We start from the raw sequence: 23,149 nt of genomic DNA, 5'->3' as shown, positions 1-23,149 counted from the left end.
GTTACCCTTTTACTTGTGCGCCTTAATTAACAGATAGTTATCCACTAATTTCCACATATCTATATCCATCTACCCTAATTACTTATTACATATTTGTTCTCAATTATCCGCTTCCCCCTACTTGGATATACATCTATTCGACGCCTATTCAAATAGTGCCGCTTTTACCTATACTGTGCCTATCCTCTACCTATCCTATCCTCTACCTATTCACTTGCTATCACCTACGTTTTTCTATATATAAATGTATTTCGTGCAACTATTTAAGCCTTATCACCGCCAAAAAACTAATTAGTTGCACTTTCTGCAGCTAAAAAAGCGAAATCAGACCAATTAGAGGTAACTCATCAGATTTAGATGTACAAAATGCAACTAACTACCACTTTTACTACATAACCCAAATTTAACTGCACATAATGCAATTAACCAAGCCTGTTATGAGTTAAAAAGCACCGCCCCCAAGAGGGACGGTGCTTAGTATCGTTATAGAGTTACGCAACGCATAACCGTCATTTATTTCTTTTTACGCTTACGTGGTGCTCCTTCTGGAGCGCCGCCATTATTGTCACTCCGTTTAGAAGTGACTTGCTCAGAAGTCTCTACGTTGCCTGGTGTCACGGACTGGCCGATGAACACGCCGCCTTTGGTTTTCTTTTTGCGGCGGCCTTTGCCTGTAGGAGCACCGTTACGGCCTTCTCCACCGCCAAAGTTCCCCCCGCGATCCTCGCGGCTGCGGAACTTCGTGCTGCCGTCCACGCCCCGCGCTTCGCCGCCGGAGGCGTCGGACGCAGGAGCGCCGTATCCGCCTTTGCCTGAGCCAAAGCCGAAGCTGATGCCGCGTCCACCACGGCACCGCCGGCGTCTCTCCGCCGCGGCCTCGCCCGCCGCTGCGCTCACGCGGCGCGCCTGCGTTGCCGCCGGCTTCGCCTCCGCGCTCTGCGCCCGGCGCAGCAACTACCCGGCTCGCATCCTCGCCGGCCTCGCGCCCGCGCTTCCGCTTACCGCGTCCGCCCGCTGCGCCAACACCGGCCGCTTCGCGCGGCCCTTCACCGGCGCGCACAGCTGCGCCCGGCTTGCCCTTGCCCGCGCCTGCAGCAGCGCCGCCGGGCTTGCCTTTACCGCCGCGTCCCTTGCCCGCGGCGCCTTTGCCCCCGGCCGGCTTTAAATGAAGCCGCCGCCCGACCGGCCGCCCTTGCCTCCGCGGCCGCCTGCAAAACCACCGCCGCGGTGCTCGCCTGGCGCGCGTGGCTTCATGTCGACCAACTCGAAATCGATCGTGTGGTCATCCATATTTACTTTGGCGACTCGGATCTTCACCTCGTCACCAATGCGGAACACACGCGATGTGCGCTCGCCAATAAGCGCCATATGACCTTCGTCGAAGTGATAATAATCGTCGCTCATTGCACTGAGACGAATAAGACCTTCGACGGTATTATCCAGCTCGATGAACATTCCGAAGCTGGTCACACTGCTGACCATAGCCTCGAATTCCTCGCCTACTTTATCCTGCATGTATTCTGCTTTCTTCAGTTGCTCCGTATCGCGTTCAGCTTCTACCGCCACACGCTCGCGTTCCGAGGACTGCTGAGCAATGTCAGGCATCCGGCTAGACAAATAATCATGCCGTTTCTGGGTCAGTGCCCCTCCATTCTCAATCACTTCACGCATTACGCGGTGAATGACCAGATCGGGGTACCGGCGAATTGGAGAAGTAAAGTGAGAATAGTATTCCGCAGCCAGTCCGAAATGGCCCGTGCTCTCCGCATCATACTTTGCCTGCTTCATGGAACGCAGCATCATCGTACTGATGACCGTCTGTTCCTTTGTGCCTTGGATTTGCTCCAACAGATCCTGCAAAGCACGTGGATGAACCGAATTGCCACGGCCCTTGACGTGATATCCGAAATTGGCCGCAAAAGCCATAAAATTCTGCAGCTTCTCTGGATCTGGATCTTCGTGAATCCGGTAAAGGAACGGAACCTTCAACCAGTGGAAATGCTCAGCAACCGTTTCATTTGCCGCCAGCATAAACTCCTCGATAATCTGCTCCGCTACAGAACGTTCACGCTTCACGATATCTACAGCCTTGCCGTTCTCGTCGACGATGATTTTGCTCTCTTCAAAATCAAAATCAACCGCACCCCGGCGCATCCGCGCATCGCGCAGCTTCATCGCCAATTCTTTCATGAGGCGGAAATCATCAATTAGTGGACTATAACGTTCCAGCAGCTCTGGATCTTCATCTTCGAGAATTTTACGAACATTGGAGTAAGTCATTCTCTCTTTGGTGCGAATCACGCTCGTAAAGACATCGTGCTTCACAACCTTCATTTGCTCGTTAAATTCCATTTCACAGGACATTGTTAACCGGTCTACCTGTGGATTCAAGCTGCAAATCCCGTTCGATAGACGGTGCGGCAACATCGGAATAACCCGGTCTACCAAATACACACTACAACCGCGGTCATAGGCTTCTTTATCCAGCTCAGAGCCTTCACGCACATAATAACCTACGTCTGCTATATGGACGCCCAGCTTGTAATGTCCATTCTCCAAGCGCTGTACGTTTACCGCATCATCCAAATCCTTAGCATCTTCGCCATCAATCGTAACAATGTTCAGTCCGCGCAGGTCGCGTCTTCCTTGCTCCGCAATCTCCTCTTCTGTAATTGAATCAGGAGCACTATCGGCTTCATCCATCACTTCAGCTGGAAATGCTTCAGGCAATTGATGTTTGCGGATAATGGAAAGAATATCAACACCCGGATCATCCTTATGTCCGAGAATTTCAATAATTTCACCCTCTGCCGCTGCTCGGCCTTCCGGATAACTCACAATACGCACAACGACCTTTTGACCATCTACAGCCCCTTTAAAGGATTGCTTCGGAATAAAAATATCACGATTAATCCGCTTATCATCAGGCAGCACAAAACCATAGGTCTCCAGGTTTTGAAAAACACCTACCGTCTGCAACACGCCACGTTTTACAATACGTACTACTTCGCCTTCCATACGTCCGCCGGACGGACTTTTAGAGGTAATACGAATCAGAACGATATCGCCATTCATAGCTCCCTTAAGATCATTTGCATGGATATATACGTCAGGATGATCACGATCATCCGGGATTAAAAAAGCAAAACCCTTCGCATGTGCTTGTAAACGTCCACGCAGCAAATCCATCCGTTCTGGCACGCCATAACGTGCAGTACGGGTCAATACAATTCTTCCATCCTGCTCTAATTCAATCAGCAGCTCCTCGAACTTTTTAAACCCTTCACTATCCTCTAGAGCAAAATGACTCACCAGCTCTTCATAAGTCATTGGTTTATATGCAGTTTCCCGCATGAAATCGAGTAATATTTCTTGTGTTATCATGTTCGTCACCCCAGCCCTCCGCGGCTTCAAGCCGCTGGCAAATATGTATATCTTGTCCTGCCCTGCAGTAATGCCAAGTAAATTTTACCTTTACTACTTCATACCCTAGTATACACGAAATCAATCCTGCGCATCCCTGTTACTGTCATCCAAAGGTTAACACAGTACAAAATTTCCTTTAACTGCTGAAATACATCCATGCCAATTTCAGATTTACTTCCTATCGATCCAACCTTTTTCTTTGCGAATATGAAAAGAAAAGCACCCTTAGGTGCTTTTTAACTCCTTTTAATATAACAAAAAAGCCTCCGCTCTATTCCATTTAGAACAGAGCGAGGGCTTACGGTAGATCTTTTAGTCGATTAAAATAGCAGCTAGAATCGCCATGATGAAGAAACCAGCAGCAAGTCCAACAGTTACACGTTGTAGTACAAGCTCCATACCACGAGCTTTTGTTTTACCAAAGAGATGCTCAGCACCGCCAGAGATGGCACCGGAAAGACCCGCGCTTTTCCCCTTTTGCAGAAGAACGACCGCAATAAGACCGACGGAAAAAATCAGGAGCACAACTTTCAAAAAGATATCCATTCACTTCCACCTCCTACGCCTAAGCATCACTATCTATGGTAATTTAGGTTATCACGATACATAAACAGTATTCTTATTTTATCATAGCGCTGTCGGTAATACAACAGCTTAGACTGTTAAGTCGTAGCTTTTCTTGCAAGATAAGGATAAACCTATTAAAGTCTATCTTCTTCAAATCATAAAAAAGACCCGCCATAACGGCGGGTCTTCGAAGTCTGCTATAAAAGCAGATTATCTTTTAAGGTTGTAGAAGGATTTCAGGCCGTTGTATTGAGCCAATTCACCCAACTCATCTTCGATGCGAAGCAATTGGTTGTATTTAGCAACACGGTCTGTACGGGAAGGAGCACCTGTTTTGATTTGACCAGCATTAGTCGCAACAGCGATATCAGCGATTGTGCTATCTTCGGATTCACCGGAACGGTGGGAGATAACTGCTGTGTAACCAGCACGTTTAGCCATTTCGATAGCATCAAAAGTTTCAGTCAATGTACCAATTTGGTTAACCTTAACCAAGATGGAGTTACCGATACCTTTTTCGATACCTGTTGCAAGACGCTCAGTGTTAGTTACGAACAAGTCGTCACCAACCAATTGGACTTTGTCGCCCAATTTTTCAGTAAGCAATTTCCAGCCATCCCAGTCGTCTTCGGACATACCGTCTTCGATTGTGATGATAGGATATTTTTCAACCCATGAAGCAAGAAGGTCAACATACTCAGCGGAAGTGTAAGATTTACCTTCGCCAGCAAGGGTGTATTTACCGTCTTTGTAGAACTCAGTGGAAGCAACGTCCATACCCAAGAATACGTCAACACCTGGTTTGTAACCAGCTTTTTCAATAGCTTCGATGATTGTAGTGATTGCTTCTTCATTCGAACCAAGGTTCGGTGCGAAACCACCTTCGTCACCTACAGCTGTGTTCAGACCTTTGGATTGAAGTACGGATTTCAAGTTGTGGAAGATTTCAGCACCTGTGCGAAGAGCTTCTTTGAAGCTTGGAGCTCCTACAGGAAGAACCATGAACTCTTGAACGTCGATGTTGTTGTCCGCATGCTCACCACCATTGATGATGTTCATCATTGGTACTGGTAGAGTTTTAGCGTTGAATCCGCCCAGGTATACGTACAAAGGAATATCCAAAGCTGCTGCAGCTGCACGAGCTACTGCCATGGATACAGCTAGGATTGCGTTAGCGCCCAATTTACCTTTGTTAGGAGTTCCGTCCAAAGTAATCATCAATTTGTCGATGCCCACTTGGTCAAGAGCGTCCATACCGATAACTTCTGGAGCAATGATTTCATTTACGTTCTCAACAGCTTTCAGAACGCCTTTACCCATGTAACGGGATTTGTCGCCATCACGAAGTTCTACAGCTTCGTGAGCACCAGTGGAAGCGCCGGAAGGAACGATAGCGCGGCCTTTAGCACCGGATTCCAGATAAACGTCAACCTCTACAGTAGGGTTACCACGGGAGTCAAGGACTTCGCGAGCATATACATCAGAAATAATAGTCATGTAAGTTAATCTCCTTTTAACATTGTTTTGGTCTTACTTGTATAGCTTAAAATCAAAGGCGTTATACCTTACCTTACTTACGGCTAGCAATCATGGATTGTCCGGTCATTTCCGCAGGTTGCGGAAGTCCCATCAAATCTAGGATTGTTGGTGCTACGTCTGCAAGAATACCGGATTCACGCAATACAACATTCTCAGTAGTCACGATGAACGGAACAGGATTGGTTGTATGAGCTGTGAACGGGCGACCGTTCTCGTCAAATACCATATCTGCATTACCATGGTCAGCGATAATAATGGCAACGCCACCTTTGGCAACAACCGCATCCACTACTTTACCTACACACTCATCCGTCACTTCTACAGCCTTGATTGTTGGTTCCAGCATGCCGGAGTGTCCAACCATATCAGGATTGGCAAAGTTAAGAATGATAGCATCCTGTCTTTCCGCTTCGATTTCCGCTACGCAGGCTGCAGCCACTTCGTATGCGCTCATCTCAGGTTGAAGATCATAGGTTGCCACTTTAGGAGAGTTGATTAAGATCCGAGTTTCACCAGGAAGCTCCTCGTCACGTCCACCGCTAAAGAAGAAGGTTACATGCGGATATTTCTCAGTTTCCGCGATGCGCAGTTGCTTCTTGTTTTGTTGAACAAGCACTTCACCCAATGTGTTATCCAGGTTCTTCGGTGAATAGGCTACATAACCTTGTACCGTTTCGCTGAAAGTAGTTAGGCATACGAAGTGCAGGTTTTGCGGGAACAAAGGACCACGATCGAAACCGCGGAAATCTTGATTCGTGAACACTTGTGACAATTGAATAGCACGGTCAGGACGGAAGTTGAGGAATACGACGGAATCGCCGCTCTCTACTGCCGTTACAGGTTTGCCTTCACTGTTTACAATTACACTAGGTTCAACGAATTCATCAAATACCGAGTTTTCATAAGATGAAGTGATGGCTTGCACAGCATCCGTGTATTTAGGGCCTTCACCATAAACCATAGCACGGTAGGCTTTCTCTACACGTTCCCAACGTTTATCACGATCCATTGCGTAATAACGTCCGGACACCGTTGCAATTGTACCCACGCCAACCTCTTCGATTTTAGCTACTAGATCTTGGACAAACTTCTTCCCACTATCAGGAGCTACGTCACGACCGTCCATAAAAGCATGGATATACACTTCATGCATATCTTCTTTTTTAGCCAGGTCAAGCATAGCAAACAGGTGGTTAATATGGCTATGTACCCCTCCGTCGGATACAAGCGCATAAAGGTGAAGCTTTTTGCCAGTGTTCTTAGCATTTCTAACTGCGCTAACCAGGGTTTCGTTATCGAAGAACTCACCCTCGCGAATCGATTTATCGATACGAGTCAAATCCTGATAAACGATCCGGCCTGCACCAATATTCAAATGCCCTACTTCGGAGTTGCCCATTTGCCCTTCCGGAAGGCCTACAGCTTCACCGCAAGCAGTGAGTGTAGTGTTAGGATATTGTTTCAGGTAACGGTCATAGTTAGGTTTGTTGGCTTGAGCAACGGCATTACCTTCTGTCGTTCCACGCAAACCAAAACCATCCATGATGATCAAAGCTACGGGTTTTGGAGCTGACATCTTACTTCGCCCCCTCAACCAATTGAACGAAGGAATCCGGTTGTAAGCTGGCACCGCCAACAAGCGCACCATCGATGTCGCTTTGGCCCATGTACTCAGTTACATTCTCAGGCTTCACGCTGCCGCCGTATTGAATACGAACAGCTTCAGCTGTTGCTGCATCATACAGATCTTTTACAAGACTGCGGATGTAAGCAATAACTTCGTTAGCATCTTGGGAAGTGGAAGATTTACCTGTGCCAATAGCCCAGATAGGTTCGTATGCAATAACAACTTTTGCTGCTTGCTCGGCACTAAGACCTTGGAATGCAGCTTCAGTTTGTACTTTACATACTGCTTTAGTTTGATCAGCTTCACGCTCTTCGAGCTTTTCGCCAACACATACGATAGGAGTAATTCCGTGACGGAATGCAGCATGCATTTTCTTATTCACGATTTCATCCGTTTCGCCAAAATAAGCACGACGCTCAGAGTGGCCAATGATAACATAGTCCACACCAAGATCACTTAGCATTACACCACTGATCTCGCCTGTGTAAGCACCGTTATCTTCAAAGTGTAGGTTTTGTGCACCAATCTTGATGTCAGTACCTTTTGCAGCTGCTACGAGTGCAGGCAGGTTAGTAAATGGAGCGCAGATTACAGTCTCAACGCCTTCTACTTCTGCTTTGCCTTTAATTTCAGCAATAAAGCTTTCTGCTTCAGGAACTGTTTTGAACATTTTCCAGTTACCTGCAATAATAGGTGTTCTCATGACTTATGTTGCCTCCTTCTTAGGTCTTACTTATCGTTCAGTGCTTCTACGCCAGGAAGCGCCTTGCCTTCCATGAACTCAAGGGATGCACCGCCACCAGTGGAGATATGATCCATTTGATCAGCCAGGTGGAATTTCTCTGCTGCTGCTGCGGAATCTCCGCCACCAATAACAGTGTAACCTTCAGTAGTTGCACAAGCTTTTGCTACTGCAAGTGTACCTTCAGCGAATTTATCGATTTCGAATACGCCCATAGGTCCATTCCAGACAACCAGCTTGGAGTTCTTGATAATATCGGCATAAAGTTCACGAGTCTTAGGTCCGATATCAAGTCCTTCCCAACCTTCTGGGATTTCATTGTAATCAACGATCTTAGTGTTAGCGTCAGCACCAAATTTATCAGCAACAACAACATCAACAGGAAGCATGAAGTTTTTACCAAGTGCTTTTGCTTTTTCGATGAATCCAAGAGCAACGTCAAGTTTGTCGTTGTCTACTAGTGATTTACCGATTTCAAAGCCTTGTGCTTTAGTGAATGTATAAGACAATCCACCGCCGATCAGGACGTTATCAGCCAAAGACAACAAGTTATCAATAACATCAATCTTGTCTTTAACTTTCGAACCACCGATGATCGCAGTGAAAGGACGTTCTGGGTTAGAAAGAGCTTTACCAAGAACGGACAATTCTTTCTCCATCAAAAGACCGGATACAGCTGGTAAGAAATGAGCGATACCTTCTGTCGATGCATGTGCACGGTGAGCCGCACCAAACGCATCATTAACAAACAAATCAGCCAATTCAGCGAATTGTTTAGCCAGTTCAGGATCGTTTTTCTCTTCACCTGGGTAGAAGCGAACATTCTCAAGTACAAGTACGTCGCCTTCGCCTAGCTCAGCGATTTTTGCTTTTACAGCTTCGCCAATTGCTTCGTCAGCTTTAGCTACTGGTTTGCCAAGGAGCTCGGACAGACGTTCAGCAGCAGTAGTCAAACGCATGGAATCTACGAATTCGCCTTTAGGACGACCCATATGACTCGCAAGAATGATCTTTGCACCGTTCTCGATCAAATATTTAATGGTTGGAAGTGTTTCGCGAATACGAGTATCATCAGTAATTTTACCGTCTTCTACAGGTACGTTGAAATCCACGCGTACAAATACGCGCTTACCCTTTACTTCTACATCACGGACGCTTTTTTTGTTCATGATTAATTCCTCCACACCCAAAATTGTTTCTAGCAGGAAACAAGAAATACATTTAGAAAGAGCGGAAACAAGGAATTTCTGTTTCCGCTCTATAGATGTTGCTTATATCAAGTCAATTACTTAGCGATTTTAGCGAATTTCTCCAAAGTACGAACCAATTGTGCAGTGTAGGACATTTCATTGTCATACCAAGCAACAGTTTTAACCAGTTGTTTGTCGCCAACAGTCAATACTTTAGTTTGTGTAGCATCGAACAGGGATCCGAAAGTCATACCTTTGATGTCGGAAGATACGATTTCATCTTCAGTGTAACCATAAGTGTCTGGATCGGAAGCTGCTTTCATTGCTGCGTTGATTTCTTCAACAGTAACGCTCTTATCAAGAACAGTTACAAGTTCAGTCAGGGAACCAGTTGCAACTGGAACACGTTGAGCTGCACCATCCAATTTACCTTTAAGTTCTGGAATAACCAGACCGATTGCTTTAGCAGCACCAGTAGTGTTAGGAATGATGTTCTCAGCTGCTGCACGAGCGCGTCTGAAGTCACCTTTAGCATGTGGAGCATCCAAAGTGTTTTGGTCGCCAGTGTAAGCATGAATTGTAGTCATCAAGCCTTCAACGATACCGAACTTGTCGTTCAGTACTTTTGCCATTGGAGCTAGGCAGTTAGTTGTGCAAGATGCGCCGGAAATAACAGTCTCAGTACCATCAAGAATGTCATCGTTAACGTTGTAAACGACAGTTTTCATGTCGCCAGTAGCTGGAGCGGAGATAACTACTTTCTTAGCTCCACCTTTCAAGTGTTTTTCAGCTGCTTCTTTAGTTGTGAAGAAACCTGTGCACTCAAGTACGATATCAACGCCTAGGTCGCCCCATGGCAATTCTTCAGGGTTGCGGTTAGCAAGAACCTTAACTTCTTTACCATTGACTTTGAAGAAGCCATCATGCACTTCAACATCACCTTGGAATTTACCTTGAGTTGTATCATATTTAAGCAAATGAGCAAGCATCTTAGCGTCAGTCAAGTCGTTGATTGCTACCACTTCGATACCTTCTACATTTTGAATACGGCGGAAAGCAAGGCGTCCAATACGTCCAAAACCGTTAATTCCAACTTTTACACTCATTGAATAGTTCCTCCTAGAATTCGTTTTATTTATTCAAAACAGACGGTGAGGTCTGTCATGACAACAATGTTAAGTATGATGCAAGAAGTATGTTATTGCCTGCAATCTAAAAACTACGAAGATAGCTGTAGTTGATTGTCAATTTCCTTGCCTATTTCTACTGCAGCAGCCTCGTCCGTGACGAGAATATTCTCCTGCCCGAAACGCAGCATGGCATGAATGGCTTTGGCCTTGGGTTTGCCTCCTGCAATACCGATGACTTTCTCTGTCCGGATAATATCTTCTAGACGTAGACCCATCGTAAGCATGGTATGGACAACCTGACCCTCTTCATTGAAATAATAGCCAAAAGATTCGGCCACTGCCCCTTCACCCTGGATTTCCGAGACTGTAGCCTCGTCCAGTTTGCGGCGGCGGGTCATTTCAATGGCATCCCCAATCCCATGTACAATAATACGCGAACTACGGATGGTTTGTACAATCTCTCCAATATTAGAGTCAAGTGCCAGCGATTGGTATGCATCCCCGCTAAGCAAATCAGGGACATGCAACAACCGGTAGTTGGCTCCAACCCGCTTTGCCATGGTTGAGGCAATCGTGTTGGCTTGAATCTCCATACTCTCTCCTAATCCTCCACGCGCCGGAACAAACCAAGCGTTCTTATAGGAAAGGGACAACGGCGGTGCCAGTTGATCAGCCATATCGGCAAGCGTCGATCCACCTGTGACGGCAACTGTATCATCTGCGCGAAGTATACTCAGCAGCGCTTTCGCACCCGCTCGGCCAAGCTCTCGTTTGGTGAACGGCGATGACTCACAATCACCCGGTACTACAATAACTTTATCCAGACCATACGTTGCTCGAATTTTCTCTTCCAGCTCATCCAGACCAAATAGGCTCTTAACAACCGGCTCTAGCAAATCAAGCAGTCTACGTCCAGCAGCGCTAATGCGCATGCCAACACTCTCGATCTCAATAAGCCCTTGCGATTTCAGAAGATCCGTCTCGGCACGCAGTACCCGCTCAGTCATATCTAGCGAAGCGGCTAGCGTTCTGCGCCCAATAATATCGGACAGCATGATCTGATGAAGAATCGTGTACCGTCTCTTAAGGGTTTCCATGAGATCAGGCAGAAGCTGCTTTTGGATATCTAATAAATTACGCATACTTTCACTCCTGCAACTTCGTCTTCCTCTATTCCCTTGTTCATGGTCTCAAAACGTCCCGGGTAAACTTTTTAAGTCCCACCCATATTCTAACCAAATATTGCTCGAAGCGCAAGTCTTCCGAGAGTAGAATTCTCAAGCGCTTGTCTTCTTATACATTAATAAGGTCAGAAAAAGATATAGCGCCCGATGCCTGTCCCTAGAGCGCTTGTCCAGTATTAATATTACATTGCAATTGTGTAAAAATTGTATTATAATCATTTTTGTTGCGCCCGTGGTCCAATGGATATGACGTAGGCCTCCGAAGCCTGAGATCCAAGTTCGATTCTTGGCGGGCGCGCCATTAATTTCATTTTTGCACATAATTTAGTAGTGCCTATACTACTACTTAACCAAAGAGCCGCTTGTCGGCTCTTTTTTTTGAATATAAGTTTGACTTTCTTTGACTTTTTGTTTGAATTTGTTTATCATGTGGGTAATACGGCAAGAGTAAAAATGAATACATTTGAAGAACCAATATCAAGGAGGTTTTCCACGTGAGTTATATTCCTATGGTAGTAGAACAGAGCAACCGCGGCGAGCGCGCTTATGACATCTATTCCCGCCTGCTGAAGGACCGCATCATTTTCCTTGGAACGGAGGTTAATGACGTGGTAGCCAATTCTATCATCGCACAAATGCTGTTCTTGGCTGCCGAAGATCCTGACAAGGACATTCACCTTTACGTGAATAGCCCAGGCGGTTCCATTACTGCAGGTATGGCTATTTTTGATACAATGCAGTACATTAAACCAGACGTTTCCACCATCTGTGTGGGTATGGCAGCTTCCATGGGAGCTTTCCTGCTAAACGCTGGCGCCAAAGGCAAACGTTTCGCACTGCCTAACAGCGAGATCATGATCCACCAGCCTCTGGGTGGTGCTCAAGGTCAAGCAACGGACATTGAAATCCGTGCCCGCCGCATCCTCAAATTGCGCGATAAGCTGAACCGTATTCTAGCAGAACGTACGGGCCAACCTCTAGAACGTATTGAGAAGGATACAGATCGCGACTACTTCATGACTGCTGCAGACGCGGCTGAATACGGTATCGTAGATAAAGTAATCGAGAAGACATTGCCTAGCGGTGTGTAAGCTATAAAGTAAAAATATAAAGAGGCTGTGCTCTATCCGTTATGGTTAGAGCACAGCCTCTTTATATTTTATAGAAGACCTAAATCCAATTAAGCCAGCCCGCCATAACCTAGCGCATCCAGCTTCTCGGCAATTACGCGATAACCCCGGCCATTCGGATGCAAATGATCAATGGATAACAGCCCTCTCTCATTTCCTGCGAACTCACTGTAAATCGAAGCAAATCCACATACTCGGCTGCTGTACTGTGCTGCGTATTGATTAAACTGCCTGACCCACTCTGTCGCACCAACCACCTGAGGATAGGGGTTATATAATCCCACAATTCTAATGATAAAAGGTCTACGCGTCCTCGCCTTCAATTGTATAAGGATATTCATAATTGCAGAGAAATTTTGTTTGCATTCCTGAAGCGATCTGCGCAGTTCTGCGGATAAGTTGCCTTGCTGTCTTGCTGCTGATTTGGCCGCGTGAATCAAATCATTACCACCGATAGACACAGTGATGATATCGGCTTCTCGAACGGCTTCACGCATCATGGAATTTCCGCGCAGCCTCTGCTCCAGCTCTGAAGTAGTCATTCCGTTCACGCCTAAATTCGTAGAGGCTACAGTAGTCCGCAGTCTCCCTTCTGCCATTCTACGGTACACCGGAACAAAACCGTTACCTGGCAGAGCACCAAATCCAGTCGTCAAGGAATCGCCAATTGCAGTATATTGGTAGCCCATAGCTCTCCCCCGTTCATAAACTAGTTACTCCCTTTAGCATATGAACAAGAGACAACTCTGGTAAGGGGGAGATGTCTTGTGCCGACATTAGCGGAGACGAAGAGTTTCCATTTATTTCATGCCAGCAAACGGGCTACTGCCATCCGGCAAAAGCTCTTTGAAACTAAAAGTATACTCAGGGAAGCCTGCAGCATACGCTGTGTACTCATATAATTGGAAGAACAGAACAACCTTGTCGTCCTTCAGATAGAAATATTTCTCCGTATTCAATCCGTTGAATCCTCCCAAATAACTATCCTCTGCCTTCAGTAGCTTGCTCAGCTTTGCATTCAGCTGTTTTTTGTAGTTTGGATTAGCTCCAAACAGGTCGCCCAACAGTAGACGCTTACCATCCTTAAGCGAGAAGGTGAAGGCTTCACGGTTAGTCATTCCATGGGCGCCGCCCGTATCACTATACTGATGCATCACTATGCTGATCACACCATTCTGATTGTAGGTCACTACATAACCTGAATCATAGGTGTATTTGGGCTCTGCTCCATCTCGATCGGAGATATCCTGTTCTGCACCCGCCGCGAATTTCATAACACTTTCCTTCAAAGTATTATTAATAGCTTGTTGCGCACTGGAGTTGCCCAATCCACTGATCTTCGGATAATCAAGCTGAATAAAAGCTTCTGCCCGATCTTTAGCATAAGTTTCCGTGGTTACCGTCAGCGCGTTCTGCGGTCTGTTCACCACATTCAGCATACTGGCGGCCCGACTCCAATCTACCTTATAACCCATATAATCATTTAACAATCCTGATGGAACATAGAGGCGATTATTAATTAACTTCCCTTCATACTCTCGAATGAAATAGTTGTTCACCCACACAGAAGTACCGTAGCTGGATAACATCAACTTGGCCTTGGCCGATCCTTTTCCAATCATGTACGCATTTTCCTTCTTATCATACACAAGCGGTAATCCCAACACATCTCGCATAAAAGTTAGGGGAATCCAGGCCAGTCCTTCCTTCAAAATACCTTCCTGCAACGAATTTATCCCGTTTGCCTTTAAAACGATACGCGAATCAATAGCTATATTCTCCGTTTTACTAGCTGCTGCATAACCCGTTTCGCTGGGCAGCAGACCTCCACCAAACAATAAACCTGCTGACATCAGACCTATGCCCCATTTGCGTGCTGATTCTTTTGAAATAATATTCATCATCTTATTTTTCCTCTCCTTTCCAATTTATTAAACAGAATCGTAGAGAACTTACACAAAAAAAGAGGCGCCCCCCACTATTACTAGTGGAAGACACCTCTCCTCTCTGCATTCACCTTGTTCTGATACTATTTCAATTCATACATTACGCTCAGCTGAGTTGTAACTTTAACTACTCCGGGTTGCACGGATGTGCTTGCACCAGCATCTGCTGCAGCCATATTCATTTTTAGATTCTGTTCAAAATAAACCGGAGTGATATCGCCATCATTTTGGCTGACCGTGATCACTTGACCCAAGCTGCGTTTAGCTGCCTTAGCAATAGCCCCTGCTTTAACATCTGCATTCGCCATCGCTTTTTCAATCACCTGAGCTTCAAATGCAGAAGTATCTTCCACAGAAAAACGTGCATTTCCGATATTATTCGCCCCTGCCGCAGATGCAGCGTCCAGCAATTCACCAACCTTGGTCAGATCTCTATAAGACACTAACAGCGTATGATTGGCGTTGTACCCCTTCACTTGCTGTCCTTCTTTTTCGCTGTAACTATAATTGGGTTGCACATAAAACTGCGTGCTTTGAATATCTTTATCTGCAATTTTCCAAGTATTCTTCAGTAAAGTCATAATCTTCTGAATTTTAGCGGCATTGGTCTTCTGCGCTTCTTGCGCAGTTGTGGCCGTAGTATCCACACCGATGGACAAGTATACGATATCCGGCTTGAGGGACAATTCGCCTTTACCTACTACACTAACGACATTTTTCTGCACTTCATCTGCGTAAGCCTTTGCAGGACCTTGGAAAACACCACTCATGCTGATCCCTCCAATTAACAAACTCCCTACGATCATCACTGAACCAATTTTCTTCAATAAACCTTTCATATTTGCCAGCCCCTTTCATTTCTTGTGATTTGTTATTATCCTCTAGACGAGTCTTTTTGGTAAATGTTGCACGTTCTCCATCTATTTTTTGGTATTAAAAAAAGCCCCGAAGGGCTTTTGGTCATGCGATAAATAAAGTCTTCCTAGCAGAAACGATGTTGTCTTCCTATTATTGGTTCTCAAGCTCTTCTTTGCTGACCAGACTTGTCAAAGCGTTTACAGCTTGATCGGCATCCGCACCGTCCGCGCTAATGTAAATCTCCGTGCCGGAACTGATAGCGAGGCTCATAATCCCCATAATACTTTTAGCATTTACTTTTTTATCATCTTTTTCCACGAAAATCTCCGACGAAAACTTGTTAGCTTCTTGCACAAACAATGCTGCCGGTCGGGCATGAAGCCCTGTCTTCAACCGAACAACTACCGGGTGCTTTGTCATGAAACGCTTACCCCCTAATTGAGTTCTCCCCAAAAGTTTCACATTAATTTTATATTATTATATCATTATAACGTAAACCACACTAGAAAAAAAGTAATTAGCCGCCTCGAACCTTGTCCGCCAGCTCATCAATCTTACGAAGCCGATGATTTACTCCCGACTTACTGACTGTACCTTTGAGCATTTCACCAACCTCCTTGAGGTTGATATCTGGATGCGCCATTCGAATTTCTGCTACTTCACGCAGTTTATCCGGCAAATTCTCCAGTCCCATTTCTCGCTGCAACAGCTTGATATTTTCAATCTGCCGCACCGCAGCACTTATTGTTTTGTTGAGATTTGCGGTCTCGCAGTTCACGATCCGATTCACGGAATTACGCATATCGCGCATAATTCTTACATCCTCAAATTTGAACAGCGCCTGATGCGCTCCAATCAAACTTAAGAATTCAATAATCTTCTCGCCTTCTTTAATGTAAAGAATGAACCCTTTTTTACGTTCAATACAGCGTGCGTTTAGGTGGAATTCCCCAGCCAGATCCACTAATGCTTTACAATGTTCCTCATACATCGAGGAAATCTCCAAATGGTAGGAGGAGCCTTCCGGATTATTAACCGATCCGCCAGCCAGAAAGGCACCGCGTAAATAAGCACGCTTGCAGCAGTTATTCCCAACAATCTCATCATCAATACCATCGGTAAAAATAAATCCTTCCGACACAATTCTAAGATCCTTTAGGATCTCTTGTACACGGTTTGGGATTCTGACGATATAGACGTTATTTTTCTTCAAACGCATTTTTTTACGCACGAGTAGCTCAATATGGACCTGGTAATATTTCTTAAGTAAAGAATATACCCGCCTTGCAATCGCGGCGTTCTCCGTCGAAATGTCGAGAATAACCTTTTTGCTTGAAAGCTGCACAGATCCATTCATACGGATAAGCGCTGACATTTCCGCCTTCTCGCAGCAGGGTTCACTCTCCACCATCGTCAGCTCTTTTTTGGTAAGGGCCGCAAAAGACAAGGGTCTCACCTCTTTCTTGATAAGTACTTCGTTCTCATCTATAAGTTATACCCTAGGGTTTCTGTTTATCCAATCCTGCACAAGCTGATAAATGTGATGACTAAGCTTATCGGTATCATGTCTCAAATAAGTTCGGAATAAAACCAGTTTATCGGCTATAACCTTGTATCCATTGCCATCCAGCGCTTCTTTATCAAGCTGCACCGGGCGCGCGCCCTTTTCGGCGTACTTCGTCTGGACCTGTTCCGGAATCTCACCGTCATTAACAATAACATAATCGAATAAATCGATCCCGATATGATCATATACAGCTTGAAGATGATCGCTGACGGTATAGTTATCCGTTTCACCCGGCTGAGTCATTACGTTGCAGACGAAAATTTTGATAGCATTCGAAGATACAACCGCTTCTGCCAGTTTCGGAACAAGCAGGTTGGGAAGAATGCTCGTATACAGACTGCCAGGACCCAGCAGGATCGCATCTGCATTCCGAATCGCCTCAAGCGCTTCGGGCAACGGTTCTACATCTGGCGGCTCCAAGGACACTCGTCTGATGATCCCGCCAGCTTCAGGGATTTTGGACTCCCCCGTGATAATCGTGCCGTCCGACATTTCTGCATGCAGGATTACAGCCTCACCGGCCGCAGGCAATACCCGGCCGCGAACAGCGAATAATCGACTGAGCTCCCGTACAGCTGTAACGAAATCGCCGGATATATCCGTGAGCGCAGCAAGAATCAAGTTGCCGAGACTATGACCAGCTAGTCCCTCACCCGTGTTGAAACGGTATCTCATAATCTCTGCCATGAGCGGCTCAACATCAGCCATAGCTGTCAATACGTTGCGGATGTCCCCAGGAGGAGGCATTTGCAGTTCACTGCGCAAAATACCTGAGCTTCCCCCATCATCGGCAACGGTAACAATAGCAGTAATATCTAATGGCTTCTCTTTTAAACCACGAAGCATAACAGATAACCCCGTGCCACCGCCCATAACGACGATACGTGGACGCTGTCTTTGTTCTTCAGCCACTATGACCCCTTCTCTCTAGTGCCGATCACGCTCGGAATCCCGATGACTAACGGTTACGGATTCCGTCTCGCTAACGCCCAGCATTTTACCCAAATACTCAGATATGGCTACGGAACGGTGTTTACCTCCCGTACAGCCAATGCCAATGATAATCTGGGACTTACCTTCCTTGCGATATTGCGGAATTAGAAAATGAAGCATATCGAGCAGTTTGGTCAGGAACACCTGTGTTTCAGGCCACTTCATTACATAATCGTAGACTTCACTGTCCTGGCCGGTTTTAGGCCGCAGATGGTCCACATAATGTGGGTTAGGTAAGAAGCGGACATCAAAGACAAGATCTGCATCAATAGGGATACCGTACTTAAATCCGAAGGATGTAATATTGACGGAAAGCGTACTTTTTCCTAGATGCGAAAACCGTGAAACGATCTTCTCCTTAAGCTGCACGGGCTTCATACTGCTGGTATCTAAACATAACGTAGCTGAATTTTTCAATTCTTCAAGCATTTTACGTTCTAGCTTGATACCATCAAGCGGCAGCCCCTTAGGTGCTAATGGATGATGACGTCGACTTTCCTTGTAACGCTGAACAAGTACTGAATCTGTAGCATCCAAAAACAAGATCTCACAGCCAATGGTTGACTCATCCTTGATATAGGCAAGAGACTCAGACAAAGCAGTGAAGAATTCTCGACCACGCAGGTCAATTACAAGGGCTACCTTGGCAATCTTACCCTTTGACTGTTCAATTAGCTCTGCGAACTTGGGAATCAGCACCGGTGGTAAATTATCGACACAGAAGAACCCTAGGTCTTCCAGACTCTGTACAGCAATTGTCTTCCCCGCACCTGACATTCCCGTAATAATAATCAGGGTGGCTCCAGCCGTTGGGGTATTGTCCAATTCGGTCATAAAAGCGTCCCCTCCCTAGATTTAGTATATGAATACTTCCCGTCTTTTAAGAACGCAGCAAAAGGCCGGCAGCCCCAACAATACCTGCGTCATTGCCAAGCTCAGCTGGAATAATCGAAACACCAGTTTGAAGCGGAGCCGGTGTCAATTTCGCAAACACACGACGAACCTCGTCAAATAGAATATCTCCAGCCTTAGACACACCGCCGCCAACGATAAATACTTCAGGGTTAAGCACAGCCGCAACAGAAGCCATGGATTTACCCAGATAGTACGCTGCACGATTCACTATACGGATAGCTACTTCATCGCCAGCCTTAGCCGCATCAAAGACTTCTTTCGCAGCAATCTTCTCTACCATAGAGAGGGAAGTACGATCGCCACGAGCTACTGCATCATTAGCCATGCGGATAATACCTGTAGCGGAGGAAACGGTTTCCAGACAGCCCATGTTGCCACAGCCGCATTGAATAGCTTCCAGATCCGGCACTACTGTGATATGACCAAGCTCACCAGCTAATCCCGCAAAGCCTTGATAAATCTTTCCATTAATAATGATTCCGCCACCGACACCTGTTCCAAGCGTATAGCAGACACAGTTATCAACGCCACGTCCCGCACCGCTCCAAGCTTCGCCCAGTGCAGCCACATTCGCATCATTGTCTATTTTGACAGGCTTGTTCCAACGATCTTCCAAAATGGAACGGATCGGCACATCTCTAAATCCTATGTTAGGCGCAAGGATGATGATTCCTTCACGAATATTTGTGAACCCGGCTACACCCGCTCCTACACCTGCAAGCTGATCCCAAGAGTACGGGGAATCCTCCACAATTTGGCGTACATACTTCTCGATATTATCGATAACAGTATCGACACCCTCTGCAGTTCCTGTAGGTCCCTCATAAGTATGTAGCAGGGTACCTTCAGCATTACAGATTCCAACCTTAATTGCAGTTCCACCCAAATCCACGCCAACGTAGATATTCTCAGACATGTAACAAGCCACCTTTTTTTATACTAAAATAGTTAATCCTAAGTACCAACTATAATAGAAGCCCTCTCTGTGGTCAAGGAAAGACAACACACCCGGGAATTCCTTATTTTAAGAGTATACTCTATTATATTCTAAAAAGACCCCCTTACGCCTAAGTAAGAGAGTCTTGTACCTATATTATTATCTGGAAAATAACCCACCGCACCGATTTATTCTGATAAAATGCGCTTTTGGCCCTCTAATGCTCGGATTGGAGCGATATTCTGTGTGAACTCTAGCGTGCCCATATATTGGCCTGACTCGTCTCGTACAGCGAAGTAACGGATGTAGATAAACTTATCCTTGATATTGATCCAGAAGTCTTCAGCATCCTTACGGCCTGCCTTAAAGTCTTCCAAAAGCTTCTCTACCACATGAACACTTTGCGGGGGATGACAGTTCTGTACTGTACGGCCGATAACCGCTTTAGTTCGGGCAAAGATACGTTCCTTCCCGTGTGAAAAATATCGGACAACATCATTCTCATCAATGAAGGTTAGATCTACAGGAAGATGGTTGAGTACGGTCTCCAGCTGATGCAGTGACAACAACCCTGTCTCAAAACGGATGAACCCGCCTTGCGGCGTAGCTCCTTCTGTTTCTTCCAGCACTGCGCCGTCCGGCTCAGCGGCCCGCTCAGGGATCCACTCCTGCTCCGGTGCGGTTAGGCAGAACCCGATCTCATCACTCTCCCGGGCGATTTTGACCCATTCATCTTCCGTCAGTTTGTCCAGGGCCATAGGCAATAGAATATTTTCTTCCTTAAAGATCATTTCATTAACTTCCTTGATGATCTCCTCAAGCTGAACGCCTATTTCTGCTGCGTTTCCGCTATAAGTGCTGAGCGCTGCTTTTGCCTCTTTAATCATACGGCGGATATTATCATCCACTCCCCACATTACCTTGGTTGGGCCATAAATGCCGTATTTTTCGAGGTATGGGAACAGCAGATTTTCTTTTCGGCTATAGTGTTTATCAAGATCCAGCAGCAAGCTAAGATCCTCCAACAATTTGAAGATTTGTTCCTCACTATCATTCTTTTGAAACTTTGTTGCGTGCAGATCCATGCGGAAGTTAACAAGTTTTTCGATCTCACGATTCTCCAATTTGAAGGTGTGTACTGGATGGCCTGGCTGCTCCTCGGGCTGGGACGAGCGGTGAATTTGCTCAATAGAGCCTTTAAAGATGGCTGTATGCACCGAACAAAGACGTTGGACCTCGGATACCGGAATTCCTTCTTCGGTCATTAATGAATGCTCCATCGCGGAAATCTCCGCTACGGTAACATCACCCACAGCTTCGGCGAATCGCGCCTTAACCTCTTCTACACTTTTCCCTGCATGCAGCTCTTTAATAATCTCCTTAAGCATAGCCTGGCGACGAGTCTGTTCCGGCACATCAACTTCACGGTTGTTAATCAGTTCGCTCATATTAACACTCCTTTATTAAATAATCCCGAAACCATGACGTTCAAAAGTTTGCTTCACGTGCTCGAGATCCATTTTTTTCAGCTTAATTCCTTTGGATAAGGTCATGAAACGGCCAGCAGTCTGCAGCATGCCAGGCTTGGCAATATCCTTAAAGCCCAGCTCTACCATAATCTCGATGACCTCCGGATGCCGTGATACCATCTCGAATATAGATTCATCCAAACTCAGCACTTTTTCCATCTGACTCTTCTCCTTTATGTGAGAACTATTCTCAATAAAAGATTAGCACAGGCCGTACAGGACCATTGTGATTGCAATCACTAATTCAAAAGAAAGCAATTATCGTTCTTTTTAAGACGGATTATGTATGCTGTGAACCTAAAAAAACTGCCCCCTACGCTTAAAAAGCATAAGAGACAGCCTGATTTGTCATTAATTAATGATTTATTATAGCGTTACTCCTGTTTTGAATATGGAGATCTCACGGAAATTATTCTTTTCATTATTAACCCATTCACCGCTGGCCACCGCAATAATATAGTTTATGAAGCTGCGCAGGACCTCATCTGGAGAACCATCTTCCACCAACACACCTGCATTAAAATCGATCCAATGACGTTTGCCTTCATACAATGGGGTATTGGTAGATACCTTCATCGTAGGCACGAATGTACCAAATGGTGTTCCCCGCCCGGTCGTAAAGATCACCAATTGGCAGCCAGCAGCAGCCAGTGCAGAGGAAGCCACAAGATCATTGCCAGGTGCGTTAAGGAGATTTAAGCCTTTATTAGTGATAAGCTCCCCGTACTTGAGGACATCCATAACTGTAGCGTTCCCCGATTTTTGAGTACAACCCAATGATTTATCCTCAAGCGTAGTAATTCCTCCAGCTTTATTCCCTGGAGAAGGATTTTCATATACCGGCTGTTTATAGTCCATAAAATACTGCTTAAAGTCATTAATGAGATCGACAATTTTGTTGAAAATAGTTTCGTCCGCAGCACGTTCCATTAGAATTTTTTCGGCACCAAACATTTCAGGCACTTCTGTCAGTACAGTGGTCCCGCCTTGAGCAGCCATATAATCAGACAGACGTCCAAGGAGCGGATTCGCAGTAATACCGGATAACCCGTCGGAGCCTCCACATTTCAGACCGATCTTCAGCTCGGAGAGTGATACCTCTTCCCGTTGATCACCTTGTACATTATTGTAGATTTCCTTCAGCAGCTTCACGCCTTCTTCAATCTCATTCCCAACCTCCTGGGAGACAAGGAAACGCACACGATCCTCATCATAGCTGCCCAGCATGTCTTTAAAAATATGCAAATTGTTATTCTCACAGCCCAATCCGAGCACAAGCACGCCGCCCGCATTCGGGTGTTTAACCGCGTTAGCCAGAATCGTACGTGTATTGTCATGATCATCGCCCAGCTGGGAGCAACCGTAGTTATGCTTAAGCACGAGCACGTTATCGAAAGGTGCGATATCTCCAACCTCTGCTTTGAAAATATTGATGATCTGCTCCGCCACTCCATTCACACAACCAACAGTAGGGACGATCCACAGCTCATTGCGGATACCTACAGATCCATCAAAGCGGCGATACCCCTTAAAGGTCAAATTCTCCGCTGCAAAAGGATTCGGCGTCAGCTTCTGCTCAAAGGTATATTCCTCTACCCCTGTTAGGTTTGTCTTAGTGTTATGGGTATGCACCCACTGCCCCGGCGCGATAGACGCTATAGCATGACCAATGGGGTAACCATATTTCAATACGTTTTCACCTTCGCTAATGCTGGATAGTGCAATTTTATGGCCTCTAGCGATATCTTCAGTAATTTTAATCTCTTTTGAACCAATCACAATGGTGTCGCCTGCTTTATAGTCTTTTAGTGCAACAGCGACATTATCAGCCTCATTAATCTGCAATACTTCTTTCATCGTCTTGATCAT

At 45.8% G+C, this 23,149-nt stretch carries 19 protein-coding genes, 1 tRNA gene and 1 pseudogene; 2 read left to right on the top strand and 19 right to left on the bottom strand.

Annotated features, from left to right (window positions below):
• Positions 1 to 513 precede the first annotated feature (513 nt).
• The 8 genes and pseudogenes from rnr to MHH89_RS22960 form a co-directional block, all read right to left on the bottom strand.
• A pseudogene (gene rnr / locus MHH89_RS22995) lies at positions 514 to 3,384 on the bottom strand (ribonuclease R).
• Between the two features lie 354 nt (positions 3,385 to 3,738).
• Positions 3,739 to 3,972: a preprotein translocase subunit SecG gene (gene secG / locus MHH89_RS22990; protein ID WP_076126868.1), complete on the bottom strand. Its 234-nt coding sequence runs from the start codon at positions 3,970 to 3,972 to the stop codon at positions 3,739 to 3,741.
• Positions 3,973 to 4,203: 231 nt separating this feature from the next.
• A complete protein-coding gene (gene eno, locus MHH89_RS22985; protein ID WP_036687130.1) occupies positions 4,204 to 5,490 on the bottom strand; it encodes a phosphopyruvate hydratase in 1,287 nt (428 codons plus the stop codon).
• Between the two features lie 73 nt (positions 5,491 to 5,563).
• Positions 5,564 to 7,108, bottom strand: coding sequence for a 2,3-bisphosphoglycerate-independent phosphoglycerate mutase (gene gpmI, locus MHH89_RS22980; RefSeq protein WP_076305439.1), 1,545 nt, complete (start codon positions 7,106 to 7,108; stop codon positions 5,564 to 5,566).
• A gap of 1 nt (position 7,109) precedes the next feature.
• On the bottom strand, positions 7,110 to 7,862 hold the full coding sequence (tpiA, locus tag MHH89_RS22975; protein ID WP_076126864.1) for a triose-phosphate isomerase: 753 nt from the start codon (positions 7,860 to 7,862) through the stop codon (positions 7,110 to 7,112).
• A gap of 26 nt (positions 7,863 to 7,888) precedes the next feature.
• Entirely contained in the window at positions 7,889 to 9,070 is a 1,182-nt protein-coding gene (locus tag MHH89_RS22970) for a phosphoglycerate kinase (RefSeq protein ID WP_036687122.1), read from the bottom strand.
• Positions 9,071 to 9,186: 116 nt separating this feature from the next.
• Entirely contained in the window at positions 9,187 to 10,197 is a 1,011-nt protein-coding gene (gap, locus tag MHH89_RS22965) for a type I glyceraldehyde-3-phosphate dehydrogenase (protein ID WP_036687120.1), read from the bottom strand.
• Between the two features lie 113 nt (positions 10,198 to 10,310).
• Positions 10,311 to 11,363 carry a sugar-binding transcriptional regulator gene (locus MHH89_RS22960; RefSeq protein ID WP_076126862.1) on the bottom strand — a complete coding sequence of 351 codons (1,053 nt, stop codon included), beginning with the start codon at positions 11,361 to 11,363 and terminating at the stop codon, positions 10,311 to 10,313.
• A gap of 268 nt (positions 11,364 to 11,631) precedes the next feature.
• Between MHH89_RS22960 and MHH89_RS22955 the strand changes: the two genes are divergently transcribed.
• Together MHH89_RS22955 and clpP are read left to right on the top strand one after the other, a co-directional pair.
• Positions 11,632 to 11,706: transfer RNA gene (locus MHH89_RS22955), tRNA-Arg, on the top strand.
• Positions 11,707 to 11,899: 193 nt separating this feature from the next.
• The gene (gene clpP / locus MHH89_RS22950; RefSeq protein ID WP_036687113.1) at positions 11,900 to 12,496 is read left to right on the top strand and encodes an ATP-dependent Clp endopeptidase proteolytic subunit ClpP; all 597 of its coding nucleotides are present in this window, start codon (positions 11,900 to 11,902) and stop codon (positions 12,494 to 12,496) included.
• 89 nt (positions 12,497 to 12,585) lie between these two features.
• On the opposite strand, the gene MHH89_RS22945 is transcribed toward clpP, so the two are convergent.
• The 11 genes from MHH89_RS22945 to MHH89_RS22895 form a co-directional block, all read right to left on the bottom strand.
• Entirely contained in the window at positions 12,586 to 13,224 is a 639-nt protein-coding gene (locus MHH89_RS22945; RefSeq protein WP_076126860.1) for a GDSL-type esterase/lipase family protein, read from the bottom strand.
• A 111-nt stretch (positions 13,225 to 13,335) separates the two neighbouring features.
• Positions 13,336 to 14,439, bottom strand: a complete 1,104-nt coding sequence (locus MHH89_RS22940) for a PdaC/SigV domain-containing protein (protein WP_076307318.1) — start codon at positions 14,437 to 14,439, stop codon at positions 13,336 to 13,338.
• A 125-nt stretch (positions 14,440 to 14,564) separates the two neighbouring features.
• Positions 14,565 to 15,320: an SIMPL domain-containing protein gene (locus MHH89_RS22935; protein ID WP_076126857.1), complete on the bottom strand. Its 756-nt coding sequence runs from the start codon at positions 15,318 to 15,320 to the stop codon at positions 14,565 to 14,567.
• A gap of 169 nt (positions 15,321 to 15,489) precedes the next feature.
• Positions 15,490 to 15,759, bottom strand: a complete 270-nt coding sequence (locus MHH89_RS22930) for an HPr family phosphocarrier protein (RefSeq protein WP_036687106.1) — start codon at positions 15,757 to 15,759, stop codon at positions 15,490 to 15,492.
• Between the two features lie 97 nt (positions 15,760 to 15,856).
• The gene (gene whiA / locus MHH89_RS22925) at positions 15,857 to 16,786 is read right to left on the bottom strand and encodes a DNA-binding protein WhiA (protein ID WP_036687104.1); all 930 of its coding nucleotides are present in this window, start codon (positions 16,784 to 16,786) and stop codon (positions 15,857 to 15,859) included.
• Between the two features lie 45 nt (positions 16,787 to 16,831).
• Positions 16,832 to 17,779: a gluconeogenesis factor YvcK family protein gene (locus tag MHH89_RS22920; protein ID WP_169744815.1), complete on the bottom strand. Its 948-nt coding sequence runs from the start codon at positions 17,777 to 17,779 to the stop codon at positions 16,832 to 16,834.
• A gap of 54 nt (positions 17,780 to 17,833) precedes the next feature.
• On the bottom strand, positions 17,834 to 18,733 hold the full coding sequence (gene rapZ, locus MHH89_RS22915) for an RNase adapter RapZ (protein ID WP_076126855.1): 900 nt from the start codon (positions 18,731 to 18,733) through the stop codon (positions 17,834 to 17,836).
• Positions 18,734 to 18,779: 46 nt separating this feature from the next.
• Positions 18,780 to 19,730, bottom strand: a complete 951-nt coding sequence (locus tag MHH89_RS22910) for an ROK family glucokinase (RefSeq protein WP_036687097.1) — start codon at positions 19,728 to 19,730, stop codon at positions 18,780 to 18,782.
• 209 nt (positions 19,731 to 19,939) lie between these two features.
• A complete protein-coding gene (locus MHH89_RS22905) occupies positions 19,940 to 21,199 on the bottom strand; it encodes a DUF438 domain-containing protein (protein WP_341088216.1) in 1,260 nt (419 codons plus the stop codon).
• A 15-nt stretch (positions 21,200 to 21,214) separates the two neighbouring features.
• The gene (locus MHH89_RS22900) at positions 21,215 to 21,439 is read right to left on the bottom strand and encodes a DUF1858 domain-containing protein (RefSeq protein WP_076126852.1); all 225 of its coding nucleotides are present in this window, start codon (positions 21,437 to 21,439) and stop codon (positions 21,215 to 21,217) included.
• A gap of 207 nt (positions 21,440 to 21,646) precedes the next feature.
• Positions 21,647 to 23,137, bottom strand: a complete 1,491-nt coding sequence (locus MHH89_RS22895) for a UxaA family hydrolase (protein WP_076219204.1) — start codon at positions 23,135 to 23,137, stop codon at positions 21,647 to 21,649.
• Positions 23,138 to 23,149: the final 12 nt, after the last annotated feature.

The organism is Paenibacillus sp. FSL H7-0323, assembly GCF_038002725.1.
GTDB classification, from domain to species: Bacteria; Bacillota; Bacilli; order Paenibacillales; family Paenibacillaceae; genus Paenibacillus_AQ; species Paenibacillus_AQ odorifer.
Note: the sequence above shows the minus strand (reverse complement) of the source record. Positions and strands in the feature narration are given on the sequence as shown.